The following is a 21,770-nucleotide window of genomic DNA, read 5'->3' on the forward strand; positions in this document are numbered from 1 at the left end:
CCGGCCTCGTTTCCGACCGCACCGCCGAGCGGTGATCGCCCACCAGCCAACCCGCCAGGCCGGCACACCCCGACCTCAGTCGCGCACCACGTCGTAACATCGGTGGCATGACCTGGCGACATTGATCCACCACCGGCTCCGACGTCCGTCGACTGACCGCGACGCTGTACGCGTACGCGTTCCTCGACGAGTTCGTGCTGCTCTACCCGGTGTACGCGCTGCTGTTCGCGGACACCGGGCTGTCCGTCGGACAGATCTCCTCCCTCTTCGTCCTGTGGTCGCTGACCGGCGTCCTCCTCGAGGTCCCCTCCGGGGCCTGGGCCGACGCGGTCTCCCGGCGGCTGCTGCTGTGGCTGGGCCCGCTGCTGGGCGGGGCCGGCTTCGCGCTGTGGGTGCTCTTCCCGTCGTACTGGGCCTTCGCGGCCGGCTTCGTCCTGTGGGGCGTCCGCGGGGCGCTCGGTTCCGGCGCGTTGGAGGCCCTCGTCTACGAGGAGCTGGAGCTGCTCGGCGCCGCCGACCGGTACGCCCGCGTCATGGGCCGCTCGCACGCGGTCGGCCAGCTGGCCGCGATGACGGCGATGGGGCTGGCCGGACCGGTCTTCGCGGCCGGCGGCTACCCAGCGGTCGGCGCGGCCAGCGTGCTGGCCTGCGTGCTCTGCGCCGCGACCGCGACCCGCTTCCCGGAACACCGGCCGCCCACGGGCGACGGCGACGGCTGGGCCACGACCCTGCGGACCGGACTGGCCGACGCCCACCGGGACCGCTCGGTGCGCGGCGCCCTGCTGCTCGTCCCGGCCGTGACGGCGGTGTGGGGCGCCCTCGACGAGTACACGCCCCTGCTGGTGCGGGACACGGGCGTGCCCGAGCGGGCCGTCCCGTACTGGCTGATGCTGATCTGGGCCGGCGTCACGGCCGGCAGTCTGCTCTCCGGGCCCGCCGAACGGCTGGGCCGCACCGGATTCGCCGCCGTGCTCACCGGCTCCGCGCTCGCTCTGGCCCTCGGCGCGCTGACCGGCGCCCCCGTCGGCATCGCCCTGGTCGCCCTCGCGTTCGGCGGCTTCCAGCTGGCGACCGTGCTGGCCGACGTCCGGCTCCAGCACCGCATCGAGGGCACCGGCCGGGCCACCCTCACCTCGGTCGCGAGCCTGGGCACCGAGGTGCTGACCATCGCCGTGTACGGCGCGTACGGCGTCCTCGGCTCGGCCTTCCCGCACGGCGCGGTCTTCGCGCTGTGCGCCCTGCCGTACCTGGTGACGGCGCTGTCGACGACCCGGGGGAGCGTCCGGGGCAGGAGCACGCAATGAATCGCCGCGAGAGGGTCGACGCACGCAACGAATCGTTCACCACTGCGCAACGGGTGCCGCTTGTCGGGCCGTCGGGAGCGCCCGTACCGTTAGGTGGCCCCCACAACCACTCTGTCACCCGACTTCCGCCCGGTGAGGATCACGCATGCGCACCGCCCTGCTCCAGAGCTCCGGCCGCCCCGGATCGGTCGTCGAGAACCTCAAGGTCCTCGACGAGGCCGCGGGCCGCGCCGCCGCCGCGGGCGCCGGGCTGCTCGTCGCGCCCGAGCTGTTCCTCACCGGTTACGCGATCGGCGACGACACCGCCCGCCTCGCCGAGCCCGCCGACGGGGACTCGGCGGACGCGGTCGCGGAACTCGCCGGACGGCACGGGCTCGCGGTCGCGTACGGCTACCCGGAGCGTTCCGGCGACACCGTCTTCAACTCCGCCCAGCTGATCTCCGCCGACGGCGCCCGCCTCGCGAACTACCGCAAGACCCACCTCTTCGGCTGCTTCGAGCGCGACCACTTCACGCCGGGCGAGCAGCCGGTCGTCCAGGCCGAACTGAACGGCCTCACCGTGGGCCTCATGATCTGCTACGACGTCGAGTTCCCGGAGAACGTCCGCGCCCACGCGCTCGCCGGCACGGACCTGCTCGTCGTGCCGACCGCGCAGATGCACCCGTTCCAGTTCGTCGCCGAGTCGATGATCCCGGTGCGCGCCTTCGAGAACCAGCTGTACGTCGCGTACGTCAACCGGGTCGGCCGGGAAGGGGAGTTCGAGTTCGTCGGGCTCTCCACGCTGGCCGGTCCCGACGGGGTCGCCCGGGCCCGCGCGGGGCGGGGTGAGGAGCTGGTGTTCGCCGACGCCGACCCGGTCGCCCTCGCCGCCTCCCGCGAGGCGAACCCGTATCTGACGGACCGCCGTCCCGGCCTCTACGGGTCCCTGGCCTGAATCCCCCTGCTCCCCTGTCTTCACCCGCAGCTTTCGCAAGGAGTCCCCACCCCATGACGTCCACCGTGCCCAACGCCGTCGAGCACGCAGACGCGCAGCAGCCGCCGATCACCATGTTCGGCCCGGACTTCCCGTACGCGTACGACGACTTCCTCGCCCACCCGGCGGGGCTCGGTCAGATCCCCGCGACCGAGCACGGCGCCGAGGTCGCCGTCATCGGCGGCGGACTGTCCGGCATCGTGGCCGCGTACGAGCTGATGAAGATGGGCCTGAAGCCGGTCGTGTACGAGGCCGACCGGATCGGCGGCCGGCTGCGGACGGTGGGTTTCGAGGGCTGCGACCCGTCGTTGACCGCCGAGATGGGCGCGATGCGCTTCCCGCCGTCCTCGACGGCGCTCCAGCACTACATCGACCTGGTCGGTCTGCGGACCGAGCCGTTCCCCAACCCCCTTGCCGAGGCGACCCCTTCGACGGTCGTCGACCTCAAGGGCGAGTCGCACTACGCCGAGACGGCCGAGGACCTTCCGCAGGTCTACCGCGACGTCGCCGACGCCTGGAACCGGTGCCTCGAAGAGGGCGCCGACTTCGCCGACATGAACCGCGCCCTGCGCGAGCGGGACGTGCCGCGCATCCGCGAGATCTGGGCCCGGCTCGTCGAGAAGCTCGACAACCAGACCTTCTACGGCTTCCTCTGCGACTCCGAGGCCTTCAGGTCCTTTCGGCACCGCGAGATCTTCGGCCAGGTCGGCTTCGGCACCGGCGGCTGGGACACGGACTTCCCGAACTCGATCCTGGAGATCCTCCGCGTCGTCTACACCGAGGCCGACGACCATCACCGCGGCATCGTCGGCGGCAGCCAGCAACTGCCGCTGCGGCTCTGGGAACGCGAGCCGGAGAAGATCGTCCACTGGGCGCAGGGGACCTCGCTCGCGAGCCTGCACGACGACCGGCAGCCCCGCCCGGCCGTGACCCGGCTGCACCGCACCGCGGGCGACCGGATCACCGTGACGGACGCGAACGGCGACATCCGCACGTACCGTGCGGCCGTTTTCACCGCCCAGTCCTGGATGCTGCTGTCGAAGATCGACTGCGACGACTCGCTCTTCCCGATCGACCACTGGACGGCGATCGAGCGCACCCACTACATGGAGTCCAGCAAGCTCTTCGTGCCCGTGGACCGGCCGTTCTGGCTGGACAAGGCCGTCGACGACCAAGGGAACCCGACGGGTCGGGACGTCATGTCGATGACGCTCACCGACCGCATGACCCGCGGCACTTACCTGCTCGACGACGGCCCTGACAGGCCCGCTGTCATCTGCCTCTCCTACACCTGGTGCGACGACAGCCTGAAGTGGCTGCCGCTGTCGGCGAACGAGCGGATGGAGGTCATGCTGAAGTCGCTCGGCGAGATCTATCCCAAGGTCGACATCAGGAAGCACGTCATCGGCAACCCGGTGACCGTCTCCTGGGAGAACGAGCCCTACTTCATGGGCGCGTTCAAGGCCAACCTGCCCGGCCACTACCGCTACCAGCGGCGCCTGTTCACGCACTTCATGCAGGACCGGCTGCCCGAGGACAAGCGGGGCGTCTTCCTCGCAGGCGACGACATCTCCTGGACGGCGGGCTGGGCCGAGGGCGCGGTGCAGACCGCGCTGAACGCGGTCTGGGGCGTCATGCACCACTTCGGCGGGACCACCGACGCGACCAACCCGGGCCCGGGCGACCTGTACGACGAGATCGCGCCGGTCGAACTCCCGGAGGACTGACCGACGGGCGTCACAGCGGCGTGAGCATCATGCGGCCCGCGAAGCCGACGGCCGTGTCGAGCCGGTCGGTGAACTCCTCGGCGACGTCGGGGAGTCGGCGCAGCGCCCACAGCGCGCGGGCCGCCGTCCACGTGGCGTCCCGGGCCCGCTCCAGGCTCCAGGAGCCCAGCAGATGGGTCAGGGGATCGGCGATCTGCAACAGATCGGGGCCCGGCATCAGCTCTTCGCGGATGCGCTCCTCCAGCGAGACGAGGAGATCGCCCACGCGGTCGAACTCGTCCTCCAGCTCGGCCGGTTCGCAGCCGAGGCTACGACAGGCGTCCACGACGGCGAGCGCGAGATCGTGCCCGATGTGCGCGTTGATGCCCGCGAGCGCGAACTGCAGCGGACGTACGCCGGGATGGCGGCGGAACTGGAGCAACGGGCGCCAGCAGGCCGGTGCGCGTCGGTCGGCCGGTGCCGGGTCGACCGCGTCCAGGTAGCGCTCCGCGAACCGTACGTCCAGCGTGATCGCGGCCTGCGGGTCCTTGAACCGGCCTCTGTCGATGCGCCGGTCGACCTCCTGGGTGACCGCGAGGTAGACGCGGTTGAAGACCGCGATCCCGTCGAGCGGAGGCAGGGCCGCGTCGAGGGCGCGCATCCGGGCGAGCACGTCGTCGACGCTCGTGGCGACGGCGCAGAACGCGTCGACGTCCGGCTCGACGGGAGTGGTGAACTGTTCCAATTGCGGCATGGGGGCAGATTCGCAGCCCTAGGCTGGCCCGCGTGCCGGCGGGCCCGACGCTTCCCCGGAACGGGGGAACGAGCCCGTCGCGCGGGAGGGGGAACAGCACGGTGCAAGGCTTACGTGTGCGGCGGGCCGGCCGACGGAGCGTCATGGTCGCCGTCGCCTCGGCGGTGGTCGCCCTGGGCGCCGCGACCGGGACGATGACCGCGCTCGGCGACGACGGTGACGTCGGCGGCGGACGCGACGCCGGGCGGGCCCGCCCGAAGGCGGGCGCGACGCTGCTGTCCCCCTCCTCACCGCCCTCCCCGCCCCAGTCCGCCTCCCCCTCGGCCGCCGCCTCCACGGCGAAGCCGACGCCCTCGGCCACCCGCACCACGAGCCGGCCCCGAGCGGCCGCCGTGCCCGCGAGCCTCTACCGCCACCCCGAGTCCCAGATCCTCGACTGGGTGCGCGCCCACCCGGCCGACCCGCGCGCCGACGTCATCGAGTCCCGGATCGCGAGCCGCCCGGCGGCCGTGTGGTTCGCCGACTACGCCCCCGACACGGTGACCGCACGGGTCCGCGCGGTCACCGCGGGAGCCGCCGCCCAGGGCCGGGTGCCCGTCCTCGTGGCGTACGCGATACCCGAGCGCGACTGCGGCGGGGCCTCCGAGGGCGGGGCGCCCGACGTCGGCGCCTACGCCGACTGGATCGACCGGTTCGCCGCCGGGCTCGGCTCCGGCGAGGCCGTCGTCGTCCTGGAACCGGACTCGATCGCCCAGGCCGGCTGCCTCGACGAGAGCGGACGGGCCGACCGCTTCGCCGCCCTGGCCCGCGCCGGGCGCGTGCTGAAGAGCGCGAACCCGATGGCGCGCGTCTACTACGACGCGGGCCACTCCGGCTGGAACGCCCCGGCCGAGCAGGCCGCGCTGCTGAAACAGGCCGGCGCCGCCTCGGCCGCGTCCTCCGACGGCGTCTTCAGCAACGTCTCCAACTTCCACGACACCGCCGCCGAGGCCGCCTACGACCGGCGCGTCCTGGACGCCCTCGGCGGCCCGCCCGGCCTGGGCGCGGTCATCGACACCAGCCGCAACGGCAACGGCGCGCCCGCCGACGGCGAGTGGTGCGACCCGGACGGCCGGAAGATCGGCCGAGCGCCCACGTTCGCCACCGGCGAGGACCGGATCGACGCCTACCTGTGGGTGAAGCTGCCGGGGGAGTCGGACGGCTGCAAGGGGGCGGCGGGCGAGTTCAGCCCGTCGTACGCCTACGAGCTGGCCTCGTCGTAGCTGCTCGTGCCCTCGTCCAACAGGGGCCGCGACGACTTGAGATGGGCGGGCGCGAAGGCGCGCAGCGCGTGGTAACCGGTGATGACGACGACCGTGCCGAGCGCGATGCCGCTCAGCGAGAAGGTGTCGGTGAACTTCATCGTCACGTTCCCGACGCCGATGATGACGCCCGCCGCGGCCGGCACCAGGTTCAACGGGTTGCGCAGGTCGACCCCGGCGTTGAGCCAGATCTGCGCACCGAGCAGACCGATCATGCCGTACAGGATGACGGTGATGCCGCCGAGGACGCCCCCGGGGATCGCGGCGACGACCGCGCCGAACTTCGGGCACAGGCCGAACAGGAGCGCGAACCCGGCGGCGGCCCAGTAGGCGGCTGTCGAGTAGACCCGGGTCGCGGCCATCACGCCGATGTTCTCGGAGTAGGTGGTGTTGGGCGGGCCGCCCAACGCCGTGGACAGCATCGAGCCGACGCCGTCGGCGGAGATCGCCGTGCCGAGCCGGTCGTCCAGGTCGTCGCCGGTCATCTCGCCGACCGCCTTGACATGCCCGGCGTTCTCCGCGACCAGCACGATCACGACCGGCAGCGCCACCAGGATCGCCGACCACTCGAAGGACGGCCCGTGGAACGTGGGCAGCCCGATCCAGTCGGCCTGCCCGACCCCGGACAGGTCGAGGCGCCAGTGATCGGTGACCTTGCCGCTCGCGTCGGCGGAGTGGATCCGGCCGAAGACCCGGTCGAACGCCCAGGAGACGACGTACCCGAACACCAGGCCGAGGAAGATCGCGATCCGGGACCAGAAGCCGCGCAGACACACCACCGCCAGACCGGTGAACAGCATGACCAGCAGGGCCGTCCACTGATCCTGCGGCCAGTAGGTGGCGGCGGTGACCGGGGCGAGGTTGAAGCCGATCAGCATCACGACCGCACCCGTCACGATCGGCGGCATCGCGGCGTGGATGATCCGCGCCCCGAACCGCTGCACCGCCAGTCCGACGACGAACAGCGCGGCCCCGACGACGAACACCGCCCCGGTGACGGTGGCGCTGGTGCCGCCCTGCGCCCGGATGATCGCGGCCACGCCCACGAAGGACAGGGAGCACCCGAGGTAGCTGGGCACCCGGCCGCGGGTCGCGAGCAGGAAGATCACGGTCGAGACGCCGGACATCATGATGGCGAGGTTCGGGTCCAGGCCCATCAGGACGGGCGCCACGAAGCTCGCCCCGAACATCGCCACCACGTGCTGGGCGCCGAGCCCGGCCGTGCGGGGCCAGGAGAGCCGCTCGTCGGGGCGGACCACCGCCCCGGGCGCCGGGGTGCGTCCGTCGCCGTGCAGTTTCCAGCGGACGCCAAGATCCATGGTGCGGGGTCGCTTTCGTGAGGATGCCGATGTCCGGATCATTCTCACGTGCAACCGGAGTCCGAACGACCGCTCAGGACCGGTCCGGCACCCTCTCGGCCTGCGGAGCGACCTTCGTGCCGACCGTCCGCTCGGCGCCCCGCAGCACACCCGCGAACGCCACCAGCCCGAACGCCAGCACCGTCACCACACCGAACGACACCACCAGGCTGGTCGCCTGCGCCACCCCGCCGATCAGGCTGGGGGCGATCAGACCGGAGGTGTAGGTGATCGTCGCGACGCCCGCGATGGCCTGGCTGGGGTTCGGCCCGCTGCGCCCCGCCGCGGCGAAGCAGAGCGGCACGACGACCGCGATGCCGAGTCCCATCAGCCCGAACCCGCCGATCGCCACCGCCGGGTCGTCCGCGACGACGATCAGCAGCCCGCCCAGCACGGCGAGGACCCCGTCCGCCCGGACCGTACGCACCGCGCCGAACCGGTTCACCGCCGCGTCGCCCGCGATCCGGGCCACCGCCATCGTCAACATGAAGCCGGTCGTACAGGCCGCCGCGAGCCCGGCCGACGAGTCGAGCCGGTCGCGCAGATACACGGCCGACCAGTCCAGACTCGCGCCCTCCGCGAACACCGCGCAGAACCCGACCGTGCCGATCAGCAGCGCGGAGCGCGGCGGCAGCGCGAACCGCTGCGGCGGCTCCTCGTCCTCGGCCGGATGCAGATCCAGCACCCAGCGGCAGGCCAGCAGACCGAGGGCGGTGAGGACGGCCGCCGCCAGCACATGGTGCAGCCGCGCGTCGGAGCCCAGGTGCGCGGCGAGCGTCCCGCCGGCCGAGCCGATCAGGGCGCCCGCGCTCCACATGCCGTGCAGCCCCGACATGATCGACCGGTCGAGCAGTCGTTCCACCTCGACGCCGAGGGCGTTCATCGCGACGTCGGCCATGCCCGCGCTGGCCCCGTACGTGAACATGGCCAGGCACAGCGTGAGCAGGTTCGGCGCGAGGGCGGGCAGGGTCAGCGCCAGCGTCCACAGCGCGAGCAGTCCGCGCAGGGCCGCCCGGCTGCCGAAACGGTGGGTGATCGAGCCCGCCAACGGCATCGCGCAGGCCGCCCCGAACGCCGTGAAGGCGAGGGCGAACCCGAGTTGGCCGGTGGAGACGCCGGCGTGGTCCTGGATCCACGGCACCCGGGTGGCGAACGAACCGGTGACCGCGCCGTGCACGGTGAACACGGCCGCCACGGCGTACCGGGCGCGCCGTACCTCCGACGGTGCGTGGACCACTTCACTCATTCTGCTGCCCCTCCTGACTCCGTGCCGCGTACCGCTGCCGTACCGCCCCGCCACCGTGCCGTCGTAAACTATCAGGAACCCTGCCTGATAAATAGAGTCCGTCCCGGACCCCGGTCGGCGGCCATGGGAGGATTCCGCGCATGCCCGCATCCCCGAGCACCGCCCGGGCCATCAACGACCGGCTCGCCCTACGGCTGCTGCAACACGAAGGCCCGTTGACGGCAGGGCAGTTGAAGCAGCTCACCGGCCTGTCCCGGCCCACCGTCGCCGACCTCGTCGAACGCCTCACCGCCTCCGGCCTCATCGAGGTCGCGGGGGAGACGGGCGAGCAGCGCCGCGGGCCGAACGCGAAGCTCTACGGCATCGTCGCCGACCGCGCCCACCTGGCCGCGCTGGACGTGCGCACCGAGGGCGTCGCGGTGCTCGTCTGCGACCTCGTCGGCCGGGTGCTCGCCGAGGCGTCCGTGCCGATCGGCGGCGACACGGGCACCGGGACGGCCGTGGAGCAGGCGGTCGCGCTCGTCGAGAGGGCGGTGAAGGAGGCAGGCGCCGACCGGCTGCACACCCTCGGCATCGGCGCGCCCGGCCTGATCGACCCCGCGACCGGCGAACTGCGCGACTCCAGCGGCCTGCCCGAGTGGCACCGCCGTCTGGTGGCCGCCCTCCAGGAGCGGTTGCCCCACGCGCACGCGCACGTCGAGAACGAGACCAACCTCGCCGCCCTGGCCGAACAGCGCGAGGGCGTCGCCCAAGACCGCGACACCTTCGTCCTGCTGTGGCTGGGGCACGGCACCGGCGCGGCGGTCGTCCTGGACGGCGCGCTGCGTCGCGGGGCCTCCGGCGGCACCGGCGAGATCGGCTTCCTGCCGGTCCCCGGCACGAGCGGCCTGCCCTCGGCGACGGACTGCGAGGGCGGCTTCCACTCCCTGGCCGGCTCGGCGGCGATCGCCGCACTGGCGGCGGAGCACGGACTCAGGGCGAGCGCACACGCCGACGAGCCGGTGGCGGCGGCGCTGGTCCGCCACGCGCTGGACGCGGTGCGCACCGGTCCGCCCCTTCTCTCCACTCCCTCCGCCCGCTTCCTCGACGCTCTCGCCGACCGTCTCGCCCTCGGGGCCGCCTCCGTCGTAGCAGTCCTCGACCCGGGCTGTGTGGTCCTCGGCGGGGAGGTCGGGCAGGCCGGCGGCGAGGTGCTCGCGGACCGGGTGGCGCAGCGGCTCCGGCAGATGGCGCCGCTGCCCACGGAGGTACGCCCCAGCGCGCTGGGCGGCGGCGCGGTGCTGCGCGGCGCACTGCTCACCGCCCGCGAGTCCGCCCAGGACGAGCTGTTCGGGGCGCCGCCCGAGAGGCTTCCCTAGGGGGCTTCTGATGGATCTCCGTGGGAGATCCATCAGAAGCCCCCTAGCGCCGGATGCGCGTCGCCAGGTACTCCTCGAACGTCCCCTTGCCCACCGCCCGCTCCGGCGCCAGGTGGCCGCCCTCGCGAAAGGCCCGGTAGGCCGCGCCCCACAGGGGTACGTTCGCCACCGCGCACCGCCTGCCGCTCGCCTTCAGGTACGCGCGGGCCAGCGACTCGAACGTGCGGACCTCGGGCCCGGCCATGTCGTCGACCCGGCCGGCCGGTGAGCCGGCCGCCAGTTCCGCGAGCCGGTCCGCGACCTCCGCGACCTCCACCGGCTGGTCGCTCACCCCGGCCGGCAGGACCAGCACCGGCACCTTGGCCAGCAGCTGGAAGAGCTGGACCAGCAGGTCGTGGAACTGGGTCGTGCGCAGCACGGTCCAGCCCAGCCCCGATTCCTCCACCAGCTGTTCCACCGCGAGCTTCGTCCTGTAGTAGGGGAGCGGCACCCGGTCCACGCCGATGATCGAGATGTAGAGCAGATGCCCCACCCCGGCCTTCTGCGCCGCGGCGATCAGGTGTGCGGCGGCCTGTTCGTCACCCCCGCGCGGGGTGGTCGCGCAGTGCACGATCGTGTCCACGCCCGCGACGGCCGCGTCCAGCCCGGCCCCGCCCTCGCGCAGGTCCACGGCGTACGGCCGGCTGTGCCGGCTCAGCGCCCGCGCCTCGTGCCCGTCCGCCGACAGCCGCGGGGCGACGAGCCGGCCGAGGGTTCCGGTTGCTCCGGTCACCAGGATCGTGGTCATGCCGTTCAGCCCCTTCGGACACCAGACATCGCACGGACGCGCTACGAGGTCCAGCCTGCCCGGGTTCGCCGCGGCCCGCACCCGAAGGAGCCCGGCGGCGGGCAAGGGCCGTCGTCACCGCCACCGGGCCGCACCCGTCGACCCTAGAAAGGACTAGACCAGCGCGTCAAGAGGTGGGGAACGGGCCCGGGTTGACACTCTGTGAGCCAACCCACACGGTTCACCTGTATGGACCACCACCGGGCGTGGCACACTGGCCCTGTACCTAAAGCAGCGCACTCCGGGGTCGGTGAAAGTCCGAACCGGCGGTTATAGTCCGCGACCCGGTCGCTTCCAGCGACCGGTTGACCAGGTGAAATTCCTGGACCGACGGTTAAAGTCCGGATGGGAGGCAGTGCGCGGCGGGCGGGCATTCGTGCGCGCCGCCGTATGTGCTCGTCCGAAGGGGCGGGTCTGTCCGGCGTCGCTCCCGGTGTCGTCGCTCGTACATTCTGTCGTCCTCGACAGGCCCCGGAGTCCGTGCCCCTATGTGGCAGGAGGACCCGGGAAGTGTTCACCGGAATCGTCGAAGAGCTGGGTGAGGTCACCGCCGTCGAGAATCTCGGCGACGCCTCCCGCTTCCGGCTGCGCGGCCCCGTCGTGACCGACGGTGCGAAGCACGGCGACTCCATCGCCGTGAACGGCGTGTGTCTCACCGTCGTCGAGCACGAGGGCGATGAATTCACCGCCGACGTCATGGCGGAGACCCTGAACCGCTCCAGCCTCGGCGCCCTCGGCGTCGGCTCCCGCGTCAACCTCGAACGCCCCACCGCCGTGGGCGCCCGCCTCGGCGGGCACATCGTGCAGGGCCATGTCGACGGCACCGGCGCGGTGTTGGAGCGCAAGCCCTCCGAGAACTGGGAGATCATCAAGATCTCGCTCCCCGCCGACCTCACCCGGTACGTCGTGGAGAAGGGCTCCATCACGGTCGACGGCATCAGCCTCACCGTCGTCGACGCGGGCCTCGACCACTTCACCGTCAGCCTCATCCCCACCACCCTCGCCCTGACCACGCTCGGCCTCAAGCAGCCCGGCGACCCGGTCAACCTCGAGGTGGACATCGTCGCCAAGTACGTCGAGCGGCTGCTGACCACGGGCCAGGGGGCAGGGCGGTGAACTCGCTGAACTCCGAGGCTTTCACCCTCCTCGATCAGCACATCCTCTGGTCGGACATGATCGGCAACATCCTCGGCCTGATCACCCTCGCGCTCGGCTGGCGCCGGTCCCTGTGGACCTGGCCGGTGCAGTTCCTCTCCGGGTTCGTCCTGTTCGGCGCCTTCTACGGCCATCTGACCGGCAGCGCCGGCAAGCAGGTCGTCGTCATGGTCGTCGCCCTGTACGGCTGGTGGCAGTGGAACCGGAGCAGGGGGCGGTCCGCGGACGGCCAGATCACGCCCCGGTTCGCCAGCTGGGTCGAGCGCGGCGCCATGGTGGGCGCCGCCGCCGTCGGCACGGTCGCCGTCGCCCTGCTCTTCAAGGCCTATCCGTCCCTGTCCTGGGACCCCTGGCCGGACGCCTACATCTTCGTCGGCACCATCGTCGCCATGTACGCCCAGGCTCGCGGGATGGTCGAGTTCTGGATCGCCTGGCTCCTCGTCGACGTCGTCGGCGTCCCCCTCAACTTCGCCAACGGCTACGCCTTCTCCGGCTTCGTCTACGTCATCTACGGCGCGCTCGTCCTGTGGGGCATGCGCGACTGGTGGCTGCGCTCCCGCAAGGCTTCGCACCCCGCTCTGGAAGGAGCGCCGGCATGAGTACCGCACCGATCCTCTACAGCACGGACGGCATCGAGGACTTCGCGCTGGACCCCGTCGAGCAGGCCATCGCCGACATCGCGGCCGGCCGCCCCATCGTGGTCGTCGACGACGAGGACCGCGAGAACGAGGGTGACCTCGTCGTCGCCGCCGAGAAGGCCACGCCCGAGATCATCGCCTTCATGATGAGCGAGTGCCGCGGCCTGATCTGCGCCCCGATGGAGGCCGAAGAGCTGGAGCGCCTGGAGCTCCCGCAGATGGTCGCGGACAACACCGAGTCGATGCAGACGGCGTTCACGGTCTCCGTCGACGCCTCCGCCGCCCACGGCGTCACCACCGGCATCTCGGCCGCCGACCGCGCCACCACGCTGCGACTGCTGGCCGGCGGCCGGGCGCAGGCCACGGACTTCGTCCGGCCCGGGCACATCTTCCCGCTGCGCGCCAAGCCCGGCGGTGTCCTGACCCGCAACGGCCACACCGAGGCCGCCGTCGACCTCGCCCGGCTCGCGGGGCTGCGCCCGGCCGGCGCGATCGTCGAGATCGCCGGCGAGGACGGCCGGATGCTCCGGCTGCCCGAACTGATCCCCTTCGCCCGCAAGCACGGCCTGACGATCATCTCCATCGAGGACCTGATCGCCTACCGCCGCGGCTCCGAGCCCACCGTCCGGCGCGAGGCCGAGACCCGACTGCCCACCGTCCACGGCACGTTCACCGCGTACGGCTACCGCTCCACCGTCGACGGCGTCGAGCACGTCGCCCTCGTCCACGGCGAGATCGGCGACGGCAAGGACGTCCTCGTCCGGGTCCACTCCGAGTGCCTCACCGGCGATGTCTTCGCCTCCCTGCGCTGCGACTGCGGCCCCCAGCTCGACGCGTCCCTGGAGCGCATCCAGAGCGAGGGCCGGGGCGTGGTGGTCTACCTGCGCGGACACGAGGGCCGCGGCATCGGACTGCTGTCGAAGCTGCGGGCGTACGAGCTCCAGGAACAGGGCCACGACACCCTGGACGCCAACCTGGAGCTGGGCCTGCCCGCCGACGCCCGTGACTACGGGGCGGGCGCGCAGATCCTCGAGGACCTCGGTGTGCACAGCGTCCGGCTGATGACGAACAACCCCGAGAAGACCGACGCGCTCGTCCGGCACGGTCTGGAGATCACCGCCCGCGAGCCGATGCCCGTACAGGCCGGCGAGCACAACATCCGCTACCTGCGCACCAAGCGGGACCGGATGGGACACGACCTGCCCTGGCTGGACACGGCTCCCGTGTCCCCCTGCGGCAACCAGTAAGAACACCAGCGAGGAGAGACGTGAGCGGCAAGGGTGCACCGGAACTGTCCGTACGCAATGTGGGTGACCTGCGGGTCGCCGTCATCGCGGCACAGTGGCACGAGAAGGTGATGGACGGTCTGGTCGACGGCGCGCTGCGCGCCCTGCACGACCTCGGCATCGACGAGCCGACCCTCCTGCGGGTCCCCGGCAGCTGGGAGCTCCCGGTCGTCGCCAAGGTGCTGGCCGGGCGGGGCTACGACGCGATCGTCGCCCTCGGAGTCGTCATCCGCGGGGGCACCCCGCACTTCGAGTACGTGTGCCAGGGCGTCACCCAGGGCCTCACCCAGGTCTCTGTGGAGACCGGCGTCCCCGTCGGCATGGGCGTCCTCACCTGCGACACCGAGGAGCAGGCCCTGGACCGGGCCGGCATCGAGGGCTCGAACGAGGACAAGGGACACGAGGCGGTGACGGCGGCCGTGGCGACCGCGGCCACCCTCCGCTCAGTATCCGAACCCTGGCGCTAGGCCGGCCGACACAACGGCTAGGGTGGGATCACCATGTCCAAGAAGACGTTCGAGGAGCTCTTCGTCGAGCTCCAGCAGAAGGCCGCCAGCGGCGACCCCGCCACTTCCCGCACCGCAGAGCTCGTCGGGAAGGGCGTCCATGCCATCGGCAAGAAGGTCGTCGAAGAGGCCGCCGAGGTGTGGATGGCGGCCGAGTACGAGGGCAAGGAGGCAGCCGCCGAGGAGATCTCGCAGCTGCTCTACCACGTCCAGGTGATGATGGTCGCCCGCGGAATCTCGCTGGACGACGTGTACGCCCACCTGTAGAACCCTTTCCAGACAAACCCATCCCCAGTTCACGTTCCATGCGAAGGAAGCCGACCTCATGCTGCGCATCGCCGTCCCCAACAAGGGTTCCCTGTCAGGCCCTGCGGCGGAGATGCTGCATGAGGCCGGCTACCAGCAGCGCCGGGAGTCCAAGGAACTGCGGATCGTCGACCCGGTCAACGAGGTCGAGTTCTTCTACCTCCGCCCCCGCGACATCGCGATCTACGTCTCCTCCGGCCGCCTCGACATCGGCGTCACCGGCCGCGATCTGCTGATCGACTCCGGCGCCAACGCCGAGGAGATCCTGCCGCTCGGCTTCGCCCGCTCCACCTTCCGCTTCGCCTCCAAGCCGGGCGCTGCGGCCGGCGTCGAGGACCTCAAGGGCAAGACGGTCGCCACCTCCTACGAGGGCATCGTTGCCAAGCACCTCGCCGACAACGGGATCGACGCCGCCGTCGTCCACCTGGACGGCGCCGTCGAGACCGCCATCGAACTCGGTGTCGCCGAGGTCATCGCGGACGTCGTCGAGACCGGCACCTCGCTGCGCAACGCGGGCCTGGAGGTGTTCGGCGATCCGATCATGAAGTCCGAGGCCGTCGTGATCCGCCGCACCGGCGCGGACGCCGAGGAGCCGAAGGTCCAGCAGTTCCTGCGCCGCCTCCAGGGCGTCCTGGTCGCCCGGACGTACGTGATGATGGACTACGACTGCCGCGTCGAGCAGCTCGAGAAGGCCGTCGCGCTGACCCCGGGCCTGGAGTCGCCGACCGTCTCCCCGCTGCACAACGAGGGCTGGGTCGCCGTCCGCGCCATGGTCCCCGCCAAGGAGGCCCAGCGGATCATGGACGACCTCTACGACATCGGCGCCCGCGCCATCCTGACCACGGCCATCCACGCCTGCCGCCTCTGAGGCCCCGAGAGACCCACGCGAAGATGTCCGATGCCCCGGGCGGCGACCTGCCCGCCCTCCCCGTCACCTTCCGGCCGGGCCGCACCCGTGTGGTGCTGCTCACGGCCGGCGTGGTGATCCTGTTCGTGATCTCCGCCGTCGCGATGCTGCTGGAGCAGCTCGGCCCGGGGGAGCGGCTCAGCTTCATCCTCACCGGCGCGCTCGTCTTCTGGGTGCTCGCCCGGCTCGCCCGGGTGCGGGTCGTCGCCGACGACTCCGGTGTCACAGTCGTGAACATCGCCTCCAACCGGCGTCTGGCCTGGGCGGAGATCCTCCGGGTGAACCTCCGGCCGGGCGACCCCTGGGTGTTCCTCGACCTCAGCGACGGCACCAGCCTGCCGGCCCTCGGCATCCAGCCGGGCATCGACAAGCAGCAGGCCATCGCCGACGCGCGGGCCCTGCGCGCACTCGCCGAAGCCAGGTCGATCCGGGACCCGGAGCCGGCCCCCGAGAAGGACCCCGAGCAAGATCAGGGCTGACTCGGGGCCGTCCACCCTGCCGCTGGAGCCCCTGTCTTGATTAATCTGGTGACGGAGGCGTTCCCCTTGCGCCTCCACCCCTGTTGTGCCCTGCCGGGCGCACGGGGGTTCCTGCTACCCGAGGAGTGACCCTCTCCGGCGATGGACGGTTCGTCCTGTAGTACCTGCGCCGCCCCCACCCGACACAGTTCGGAGGCGGCGGCAACATGACCACCCCCTTGCTGCTCCTGGCAGCCGCGTTCCTGCTCATCCTCGCCAACGGCTTCTTCGTCGCCGCCGAGTTCGGCCTCGTCACGGTCGAACGCCCGGAGGCCGAGAAGGCCGCCGCGGAGGGCGACAGACGAGCCCGTACGGTCGTCGAGTCGCTGAAGGAACTGTCCTTCCAGCTCTCCGGCACCCAGCTCGGCATCACCATCACCTCCCTCGTCGTCGGCATGCTCGCCGAACCGGCGCTCGCGGAGCTGCTGCACGGCCCGTTCACCGCGATCGGCATCCCCGAGGGCGCCGTCTCCGGTGTCGCCGTGGCCGTCGGCATGCTGCTGGCGTCCGCCGTGCAGATGGTGATCGGCGAACTCGTGCCCAAGAACTGGGCGGTGTCCAAGCCCCTTCAGGTCGCGCGGTTCGTCGCGGGCCCGCAGGCCGCCTTCTCCCGCCTGTTCCGACCGGTGATCTCGGTCCTCAACACCGTCGCCAACCGGCTGGTGCGCGCGCTCGGCGTCGAGCCCACCGAGGAGCTGGCCTCGGCCCGCACCCCGGGCGAACTGGTGTCCCTGGCCCGACACTCCGCCCAGGCCGGCGCCCTCGAACAGGACACGGCCGACCTCTTCGTGCGGACCCTCTCGTTGGCCGAGCTGACCGCGCAGCACGTCATGACCCCGCGGGTGAAGGTCAGCGCCCTGCAGTCGTCGGCCACCGCCGAGGACGTGGTCAACCTGACCAGGGCCACCGGCCTGTCCCGGTTCCCGGTCTACCGCGAGAAGATCGACGAGATCGTCGGCATGGTCCATCTCAAGGACGCCCTGGCGATTCCCGTCCACGACCGGCTGCGCACCCCGCTCGGCCGCATCGCCCGACCGGCCCTGCTGGTCCCCGAGACCCTGCCCGTCCAGCCCCTGCTGGCCCGGCTGCGCAGCGAGCAGCCCATCGCCGTCGTCGTGGACGAATACGGCGGCACGGCCGGCGTGGTCACCCTGGAGGACATCGTCGAGGAGATCGTCGGCGAGGTCCGCGACGAGCACGACGGCCAGGACACCCCCGAACTCGCCGCGGCCCCGCCCGAGGAGGGCAGGCCCGCCTGGGACGTGGACGGCAGCTGCCGCGTCGACACCCTCCAGCGCATAGGCCTGGAGGTCCCGGAGGGCCCGTACGAGACGGTCGCCGGGCTCGTCGCCGACCTGCTCGGGCGCATCCCGGCCGTCGGCGACCGGGCCGAGCTGCCCGGCTGGCGGCTCTCGGTGCGCAGGGTCGGCCACTACCGGGCCGAACGGGTCCGGCTGGTGCGGACCGGCCAGGTCGTGGAGGTCGCCCGATGAGCGCCCTCCAACTCGTCTTCGCCGCGCTGCTCGTGCTCACCAACGGCTTCTTCGTCGGCGCCGAGTTCGCACTCGTCTCGGTCCGGCGCAGCCAGATCGAGCCCCTGGGCACCGCGCGGGCCCGCCAGGTCCTGCACGGCCTGGAACGCCTGCCGCAGATGATGGCGGCGGCCCAGTTCGGTATCACCGTCTGCTCCCTCACCCTGGGCGCGGTCGCCGAACCGACGGTCGCGGGGCTGTTGGAGCCGTTCTTCGAATGGATCCACCTGCCGCACGGCATGATCCATCCGCTGGGCTATGTCATAGCCCTCGCGGCCGTGGTCTTCTTCCACCTCGTCATCGGCGAGATGGTCCCGAAGAACCTCGCCATGGCGGCCCCCGAGAAGGCCGCGCTGTGGCTCAGCCCCGGCCTGGTCGCCTTCGCCCGGCTGTGCCGGCCGATCACCGTCGCCCTCGGCGCCTGCGCCCAGGGCATCCTGCGGCTCTTCCACGTGGAGCCCCGGGACGAGGTCGAGGCCGTCGTCACGAGCGAGCAGCTGAACCGGCTGCTGGAGGACTCCGGCCAGGCCGGTCTGCTCGGCCCCGAGGAGCAGGAGCGGCTGGAGGACGCGCTGGAGCTGGGCTCCCGCCCGGTGACGGACGTGCTGTTGAAGGGCGAGTCCCTGGTCACGGTCGGCCCGGCGGTCACTCCGGGCCAGATCGTCGAGCTGACCGCCCGCACCGGCTACTCCCGCTTCCCGGTCGCCGCGGAGAACGGCGCCTACATGGGCTATCTGCATGTGAAGGACGTCCTCGACGTGGAGGACTCCGAGCGGGCGGTGCCGCAGCAGGTGTGGCGTCCGATGACGACCCTGCGCTCCGAACTGCCGCTGGACGACGCGCTGACGGTGATGCGCCGGGCGGCGACCCACCTGGCGCAGGTCGCCGACGCGTCCGGCAAGGTCCTCGGCCTGGTCACGCTGGAGGACGTACTGGAACTGCTGGTGGGCGAGGTCACCGACCCGGCCCACCGGGACATTTTGGAGGTCAGGCTGACGGAGCCGAGGGCGAGCGACGATCCGGAGGAGGCGCTGGCGAGCTGAGGCCTCGCTGGACGTCCGGCAAACCCTGTGCGTCGTCCGCGGGTCCGTTGTGGCTGGTCGTGCGGTTCCCCGCGCCCCTCGGGGCGCGGCGGAACCCGCGGGCCCTCACATCGGGGAGGAATCCCGCGGGCCCCGTCCCGAGAGGACCTCGCCGTACGCCTGCATCAGGTCCGGGAGTCGCAGTGTCGACAAGTCGTCCCGGGTCAGTGCGCCCAGGTAGGTCGACAGGCGCAGATCACGGTAGGCGCAGCTCTTCTCGTACAGGGTGCGCAGAAACCGTCCGTTGCCCAGTTCGTCGATCCACCCCTGGTCGACCACGTGCCCGGCGATCGAGCGCAGCTCGTCCAGGGCCTCCTCGTCCCACACGTCACCGTTCTCCGCGGCCAGCACCTCGCCGATGGAGGTGAGTTCGAGGGGCCGGTAGGAGGGGAAGTCGACGCGCGTCGTGAAGCGGGAGGACAGCCCGGGGTTCGCGGCCAGCAGCCGGTCCATGCCCTCCGGGTAGCCGGCCAGGATCACCACCAGGTGGTCCCGGTTGTCCTCGGCCCGTTTCAGCAGCACCTGCAACGCCTCGTCGCCGTACGCGTCGCCCTTGCCGTAGCCGGAGTTGGAGAGCGAGTACGCCTCGTCGACGAAGAGCACACCGCCCAGCGCGGAGTCGATCAGCTCGTTGGCCTTCACGGCCGTCTGGCCGAGGTACTCGCCCACCAGGTCGGCCCGCTGGGCCTCCACGAGATGGTCGCCGCCCAGCAGCCCGAGTGCGTAGAAGACGCGGCCGAGGATGCGGGCCACCGTGGTCTTGCCGGTGCCGGAGGGCCCGGAGAAGACGAAGTGTCGCTTCGGAGGCTGCACCGGAAGGCCCTGCCCGGTCCGCAGCCGGGCCATGTTGAGCTGCGCCGACAGTGCCTTGACCTGGCGTTTCACCGGCTCCAGGCCCACCATGCGCTCCAGTTCGGCGAGCGCCTCCTCGAGTAACACGGGGTCGGTGGGCCCGGCCGGCAGCGGGGAGGCGACGAGGTTCTTCTCGCGCACCGCCGGGTCGGTCACCGACGGCAGCGGGACGACCGGCGGCAGGTCGGCGGGCTCGGTGAGCCGCAGGTCCCGGCCCTCCGTGCCGAACAGCGGGTCGAAGCCGTCCGGCCCGTCCACCATGTCCTGCCCGACCCCGGTGAGCGTGATCGCCGCGAGGTCGGCCGAGTCGTCGTAGCCGTCGCCCTCGGCGATCGCGGCGAGCCGGGCCGTGGTGTCCATGAAGGCGGCGTCGACGCGGTGCACGGCCCGGTACAGCGGCAGCGCGGCCGCCGAACGGCCGGTGCCCTCGTGCGCCCGGGCCAGCCAGTACCGCAGCTCCTTGCGCTGCGGCTGCTCGCTGCGGCAGCGCATCAGGGCCGCCGAGAGCAGCGGCTCGGCCTGTCCGTACATCTCCAGCCGCACCCGGGCCATCCCGCCGAACAGCCCGGCCTCGATGCCGAGCAGCGGGTCGTCCAGCAGCGGGTCGGTGTGCCGGACCAGTTGTTCCCAGTCCTTGACGAGGTAGGCGCGGCAGGCGTGCAGGAAGCGGACCTGGTGGTCGGCGTCGACGGGCGGCAGCCCGGCGAGCGCCCGGTCCAGCTCGGGCACATGGCGGCCGTCCAGCCAGTGCGAGGCGTGCGCGAGGAGCAGATCGCGCGGGCTCTCCAGCACCGGTTGGACCCACCAGCCCAGCCAGTACCAGGAGTTGAGGGTGCGGCGGTGCCGGGTCCGCTGCTCGCCGAAGCGCTCGCGGTGCCGGAACATCCTCAGCAGCGCGGTCGTCGTGTCGACACGCAGCGCGTGCAGCCCGAGCCAGCCGTCGGCCATCCCGGGGTCGATCCGCACCGCGGTGCGGAACTCCTCCTCCGCCTGCGGATACGCGCCCATGGTGTAGGCGTCCACGCCGCGTAGCCAGGCGAGGTCGGCCGGGGCCTCCAGACCCTGCGTTCCGAAGTCCATCACGTCCCCCACGAACCGTGCCCCCGTCGGTGGACAGCCGGGCCGTCGTTCGCCGGCTGCCTTGGTCGAACCGCTGTGCCGCGGACCGGAGTTGCCAGGTGCGCGTAAGCCCTGTCCAGGTCGCACCGAGGGCATCGTACCTGCGTGGACAGGGCCCGCCGTAGGGTGCCGCACAGGCCGTTTGGCGAGGTGGGAGCAGGACGGGGCGCATACCGGGCGGTGACCCTGGGTGAGCGGAACGTGCCGTGCCGCGTCCGGAAAACGGCCGGCGAACGGGTTGAGGACAGAACGAAGCCCCCGATCACGGGGGAACAACCGGGGGCTTCGCGTCTGAGGGCGGCTTCGAATGCCGCACATTGAGAACGTAAGTCCTGTACGGGCCACCGGTCAAGCGGAGTTGGGGCACTTGGCGAACTTCGGATGTGGGAGCCTTCACAGGTTCACCACATCGCGGGTGGTCCCTCACGGTGGGTGACATCCTGGTGCGGACCAATGTCTCCCGCGGGCCCCGGCAGCACCTCGTACCCCTGCTGCAACTGCCGCACCAGCAGATCCGCATACGGTCGCGACGGATCCTCGGCGAAGTGGCGGACTTCGGCCGGAACCCATCCGTCCCAGAATTCCCGCTGCTCCTCGCCGTCCCGTGACCGGCCGCGCGCCCATGCCTCCTCGGCCGGCACGTCCATCCACAGCAGGCACGCCAGGAACGGCCGCAGGGCGCGGCGGCCCGCGCCGACTCCCTCGACCAGGACGACGGGCGCGGCGGGCAGCACCCCGGCCGGGCCGAAGCGGCGGGCGCGCCAGTCGTAGGAGGCGTAGCGCGCGCTCTCGCCGCGGCCGAAGGGCTCGATCACCTGGGCGCGCAGGCGGTCGGTCCACGCGAAGAGCTCGTCGTGGCTGGCGATGTCGTCGAGGCGCAGCACCGGCGCACCGCCCAGCGCCCCGGCCAGCCGCCCGGTGAAGGTCGACTTCCCCGAGCCGGCGTGTCCGTCGACGGCGATCAGCCGCACCGGCCCGCAGGACGGGGGCAGGCGGCGGAGCCGGGCGGCGAGCTGGTCGATGACGGGTCCTGGCGGGCTGGG

General features: G+C 71.9%; 20 protein-coding genes and 1 riboswitch. Of the genes, 14 read left to right on the top strand and 6 right to left on the bottom strand.

Annotated features, from left to right (window positions below):
* Positions 1–152 precede the first annotated feature (152 nt).
* The 3 genes from AB0J04_RS17025 to AB0J04_RS17035 all read left to right on the top strand — a co-directional run bounded on the left by AB0J04_RS17025 (position 153) and on the right by AB0J04_RS17035 (position 4,004).
* Complete coding sequence (locus tag AB0J04_RS17025) at positions 153–1,304, top strand: MFS transporter (RefSeq protein ID WP_363169296.1); 1,152 nt, start codon at positions 153–155, stop codon at positions 1,302–1,304.
* A 145-nt stretch (positions 1,305–1,449) separates the two neighbouring features.
* A complete protein-coding gene (locus tag AB0J04_RS17030) occupies positions 1,450–2,238 on the top strand; it encodes a carbon-nitrogen hydrolase family protein (protein WP_363169235.1) in 789 nt (262 codons plus the stop codon).
* A 53-nt stretch (positions 2,239–2,291) separates the two neighbouring features.
* Positions 2,292–4,004, top strand: coding sequence for an NAD(P)/FAD-dependent oxidoreductase (locus AB0J04_RS17035; protein ID WP_363169236.1), 1,713 nt, complete (start codon positions 2,292–2,294; stop codon positions 4,002–4,004).
* 10 nt (positions 4,005–4,014) lie between these two features.
* Here AB0J04_RS17035 and AB0J04_RS17040 read toward each other — a convergent pair whose 3' ends face one another.
* Positions 4,015–4,737 carry a DUF5995 family protein gene (locus AB0J04_RS17040; RefSeq protein WP_363169237.1) on the bottom strand — a complete coding sequence of 241 codons (723 nt, stop codon included), beginning with the start codon at positions 4,735–4,737 and terminating at the stop codon, positions 4,015–4,017.
* Between the two features lie 143 nt (positions 4,738–4,880).
* Between AB0J04_RS17040 and AB0J04_RS17045 the strand changes: the two genes are divergently transcribed.
* Positions 4,881–5,999: a glycoside hydrolase family 6 protein gene (locus tag AB0J04_RS17045; RefSeq protein ID WP_363169238.1), complete on the top strand. Its 1,119-nt coding sequence runs from the start codon at positions 4,881–4,883 to the stop codon at positions 5,997–5,999.
* Here the strand turns inward: AB0J04_RS17045 and AB0J04_RS17050 are convergent.
* A complete protein-coding gene (locus AB0J04_RS17050; protein WP_363169239.1) occupies positions 5,978–7,357 on the bottom strand; it encodes a solute carrier family 23 protein in 1,380 nt (459 codons plus the stop codon). The two genes, AB0J04_RS17045 and AB0J04_RS17050, sit on opposite strands and share 22 nt — an antisense overlap.
* A 73-nt stretch (positions 7,358–7,430) precedes the next feature.
* Positions 7,431–8,642 (bottom strand): MFS transporter, encoded by a 1,212-nt coding sequence (locus tag AB0J04_RS17055; protein WP_363169241.1) that lies wholly within the window; start codon positions 8,640–8,642, stop codon positions 7,431–7,433.
* Positions 8,643–8,782: 140 nt separating this feature from the next.
* On the opposite strand from AB0J04_RS17055, the gene AB0J04_RS17060 reads away from it, so the two are divergent.
* Entirely contained in the window at positions 8,783–10,000 is a 1,218-nt protein-coding gene (locus AB0J04_RS17060; RefSeq protein WP_363169242.1) for an ROK family transcriptional regulator, read from the top strand.
* 43 nt (positions 10,001–10,043) lie between these two features.
* Here the strand turns inward: AB0J04_RS17060 and AB0J04_RS17065 are convergent, their stop codons facing one another.
* Positions 10,044–10,787, bottom strand: a complete 744-nt coding sequence (locus AB0J04_RS17065; protein WP_363169243.1) for an SDR family oxidoreductase — start codon at positions 10,785–10,787, stop codon at positions 10,044–10,046.
* 271 nt (positions 10,788–11,058) lie between these two features.
* A riboswitch (FMN riboswitch) is annotated at positions 11,059–11,189 on the top strand.
* A 147-nt stretch (positions 11,190–11,336) separates the two neighbouring features.
* Here AB0J04_RS17065 and AB0J04_RS17070 point away from each other — a divergent pair.
* The 9 genes from AB0J04_RS17070 (at position 11,337) to AB0J04_RS17110 (ending at position 18,717) form a co-directional block, all read left to right on the top strand.
* Positions 11,337–11,942 (top strand): riboflavin synthase, encoded by a 606-nt coding sequence (locus AB0J04_RS17070; RefSeq protein ID WP_363169245.1) that lies wholly within the window; start codon positions 11,337–11,339, stop codon positions 11,940–11,942.
* Positions 11,939–12,580 (top strand): nicotinamide mononucleotide transporter family protein, encoded by a 642-nt coding sequence (locus AB0J04_RS17075; protein WP_363169246.1) that lies wholly within the window; start codon positions 11,939–11,941, stop codon positions 12,578–12,580. The genes AB0J04_RS17070 and AB0J04_RS17075 overlap by 4 nt, the downstream gene beginning before the upstream one ends.
* Positions 12,577–13,866 (top strand): bifunctional 3,4-dihydroxy-2-butanone-4-phosphate synthase/GTP cyclohydrolase II, encoded by a 1,290-nt coding sequence (locus tag AB0J04_RS17080; protein WP_363169248.1) that lies wholly within the window; start codon positions 12,577–12,579, stop codon positions 13,864–13,866. Before AB0J04_RS17075 ends, AB0J04_RS17080 begins: the two co-directional genes overlap by 4 nt.
* 20 nt (positions 13,867–13,886) lie before the next feature.
* The gene (gene ribH / locus AB0J04_RS17085) at positions 13,887–14,372 is read left to right on the top strand and encodes a 6,7-dimethyl-8-ribityllumazine synthase (protein WP_030613284.1); all 486 of its coding nucleotides are present in this window, start codon (positions 13,887–13,889) and stop codon (positions 14,370–14,372) included.
* 33 nt (positions 14,373–14,405) lie between these two features.
* Positions 14,406–14,678 carry a phosphoribosyl-ATP diphosphatase gene (locus AB0J04_RS17090; protein WP_358807489.1) on the top strand — a complete coding sequence of 91 codons (273 nt, stop codon included), beginning with the start codon at positions 14,406–14,408 and terminating at the stop codon, positions 14,676–14,678.
* Between the two features lie 58 nt (positions 14,679–14,736).
* Positions 14,737–15,585 carry an ATP phosphoribosyltransferase gene (gene hisG, locus AB0J04_RS17095; RefSeq protein ID WP_363169249.1) on the top strand — a complete coding sequence of 283 codons (849 nt, stop codon included), beginning with the start codon at positions 14,737–14,739 and terminating at the stop codon, positions 15,583–15,585.
* Positions 15,586–15,608: 23 nt separating this feature from the next.
* Complete coding sequence (locus tag AB0J04_RS17100) at positions 15,609–16,103, top strand: PH domain-containing protein (RefSeq protein WP_363169250.1); 495 nt, start codon at positions 15,609–15,611, stop codon at positions 16,101–16,103.
* Positions 16,104–16,309: 206 nt separating this feature from the next.
* Positions 16,310–17,635 carry a hemolysin family protein gene (locus AB0J04_RS17105; protein WP_363169251.1) on the top strand — a complete coding sequence of 442 codons (1,326 nt, stop codon included), beginning with the start codon at positions 16,310–16,312 and terminating at the stop codon, positions 17,633–17,635.
* A complete protein-coding gene (locus AB0J04_RS17110) occupies positions 17,632–18,717 on the top strand; it encodes a hemolysin family protein (protein ID WP_363169253.1) in 1,086 nt (361 codons plus the stop codon). The genes AB0J04_RS17105 and AB0J04_RS17110 overlap by 4 nt, the downstream gene beginning before the upstream one ends.
* Positions 18,718–18,822: 105 nt before the next feature.
* Here the strand turns inward: AB0J04_RS17110 and AB0J04_RS17115 are convergent, their stop codons facing one another.
* Both AB0J04_RS17115 and AB0J04_RS17120 read right to left on the bottom strand, forming a co-directional pair.
* Positions 18,823–20,688, bottom strand: a complete 1,866-nt coding sequence (locus AB0J04_RS17115; protein WP_363169254.1) for an AAA family ATPase — start codon at positions 20,686–20,688, stop codon at positions 18,823–18,825.
* Positions 20,689–21,128: 440 nt separating this feature from the next.
* Positions 21,129–21,749 carry a hypothetical protein gene (locus AB0J04_RS17120; protein ID WP_363169297.1) on the bottom strand — a complete coding sequence of 207 codons (621 nt, stop codon included), beginning with the start codon at positions 21,747–21,749 and terminating at the stop codon, positions 21,129–21,131.
* Between the last annotated feature and the right edge of the window lie 21 nt (positions 21,750–21,770).

The sequence above is a fragment of the Streptomyces sp. NPDC050263 genome (assembly GCF_040655955.1).
Taxonomy (GTDB): Bacteria; Actinomycetota; Actinomycetes; order Streptomycetales; family Streptomycetaceae; genus Streptomyces.

What these genes read in the sequence shown, in the direction of transcription:
- AB0J04_RS17030 (WP_363169235.1), top strand. Translation starts at nt 1,450, where the DNA reads ATGCGCACCGCCCTGCTCCAGAGCTCCGGCCGCCCCGGATCGGTCGTC.
- AB0J04_RS17035 (WP_363169236.1), top strand. Translation starts at nt 2,292, where the DNA reads ATGACGTCCACCGTGCCCAACGCCGTCGAGCACGCAGACGCGCAGCAG.
- AB0J04_RS17040 (WP_363169237.1), bottom strand. Translation starts at nt 4,737, where the DNA reads ATGCCGCAATTGGAACAGTTCACCACTCCCGTCGAGCCGGACGTCGAC.
- AB0J04_RS17045 (WP_363169238.1), top strand. Translation starts at nt 4,881, where the DNA reads ATGGTCGCCGTCGCCTCGGCGGTGGTCGCCCTGGGCGCCGCGACCGGG.
- AB0J04_RS17050 (WP_363169239.1), bottom strand. Translation starts at nt 7,357, where the DNA reads ATGGATCTTGGCGTCCGCTGGAAACTGCACGGCGACGGACGCACCCCG.
- AB0J04_RS17055 (WP_363169241.1), bottom strand. Translation starts at nt 8,642, where the DNA reads ATGAGTGAAGTGGTCCACGCACCGTCGGAGGTACGGCGCGCCCGGTAC.
- AB0J04_RS17060 (WP_363169242.1), top strand. Translation starts at nt 8,783, where the DNA reads ATGCCCGCATCCCCGAGCACCGCCCGGGCCATCAACGACCGGCTCGCC.
- AB0J04_RS17065 (WP_363169243.1), bottom strand. Translation starts at nt 10,787, where the DNA reads ATGACCACGATCCTGGTGACCGGAGCAACCGGAACCCTCGGCCGGCTC.
- AB0J04_RS17080 (WP_363169248.1), top strand. Translation starts at nt 12,577, where the DNA reads ATGAGTACCGCACCGATCCTCTACAGCACGGACGGCATCGAGGACTTC.
- AB0J04_RS17090 (WP_358807489.1), top strand. Translation starts at nt 14,406, where the DNA reads ATGTCCAAGAAGACGTTCGAGGAGCTCTTCGTCGAGCTCCAGCAGAAG.
- hisG (WP_363169249.1), top strand. Translation starts at nt 14,737, where the DNA reads ATGCTGCGCATCGCCGTCCCCAACAAGGGTTCCCTGTCAGGCCCTGCG.
- AB0J04_RS17100 (WP_363169250.1), top strand. Translation starts at nt 15,609, where the DNA reads ATGTCCGATGCCCCGGGCGGCGACCTGCCCGCCCTCCCCGTCACCTTC.
- AB0J04_RS17105 (WP_363169251.1), top strand. Translation starts at nt 16,310, where the DNA reads ATGACCACCCCCTTGCTGCTCCTGGCAGCCGCGTTCCTGCTCATCCTC.
- AB0J04_RS17110 (WP_363169253.1), top strand. Translation starts at nt 17,632, where the DNA reads ATGAGCGCCCTCCAACTCGTCTTCGCCGCGCTGCTCGTGCTCACCAAC.
- AB0J04_RS17115 (WP_363169254.1), bottom strand. Translation starts at nt 20,688, where the DNA reads ATGGACTTCGGAACGCAGGGTCTGGAGGCCCCGGCCGACCTCGCCTGG.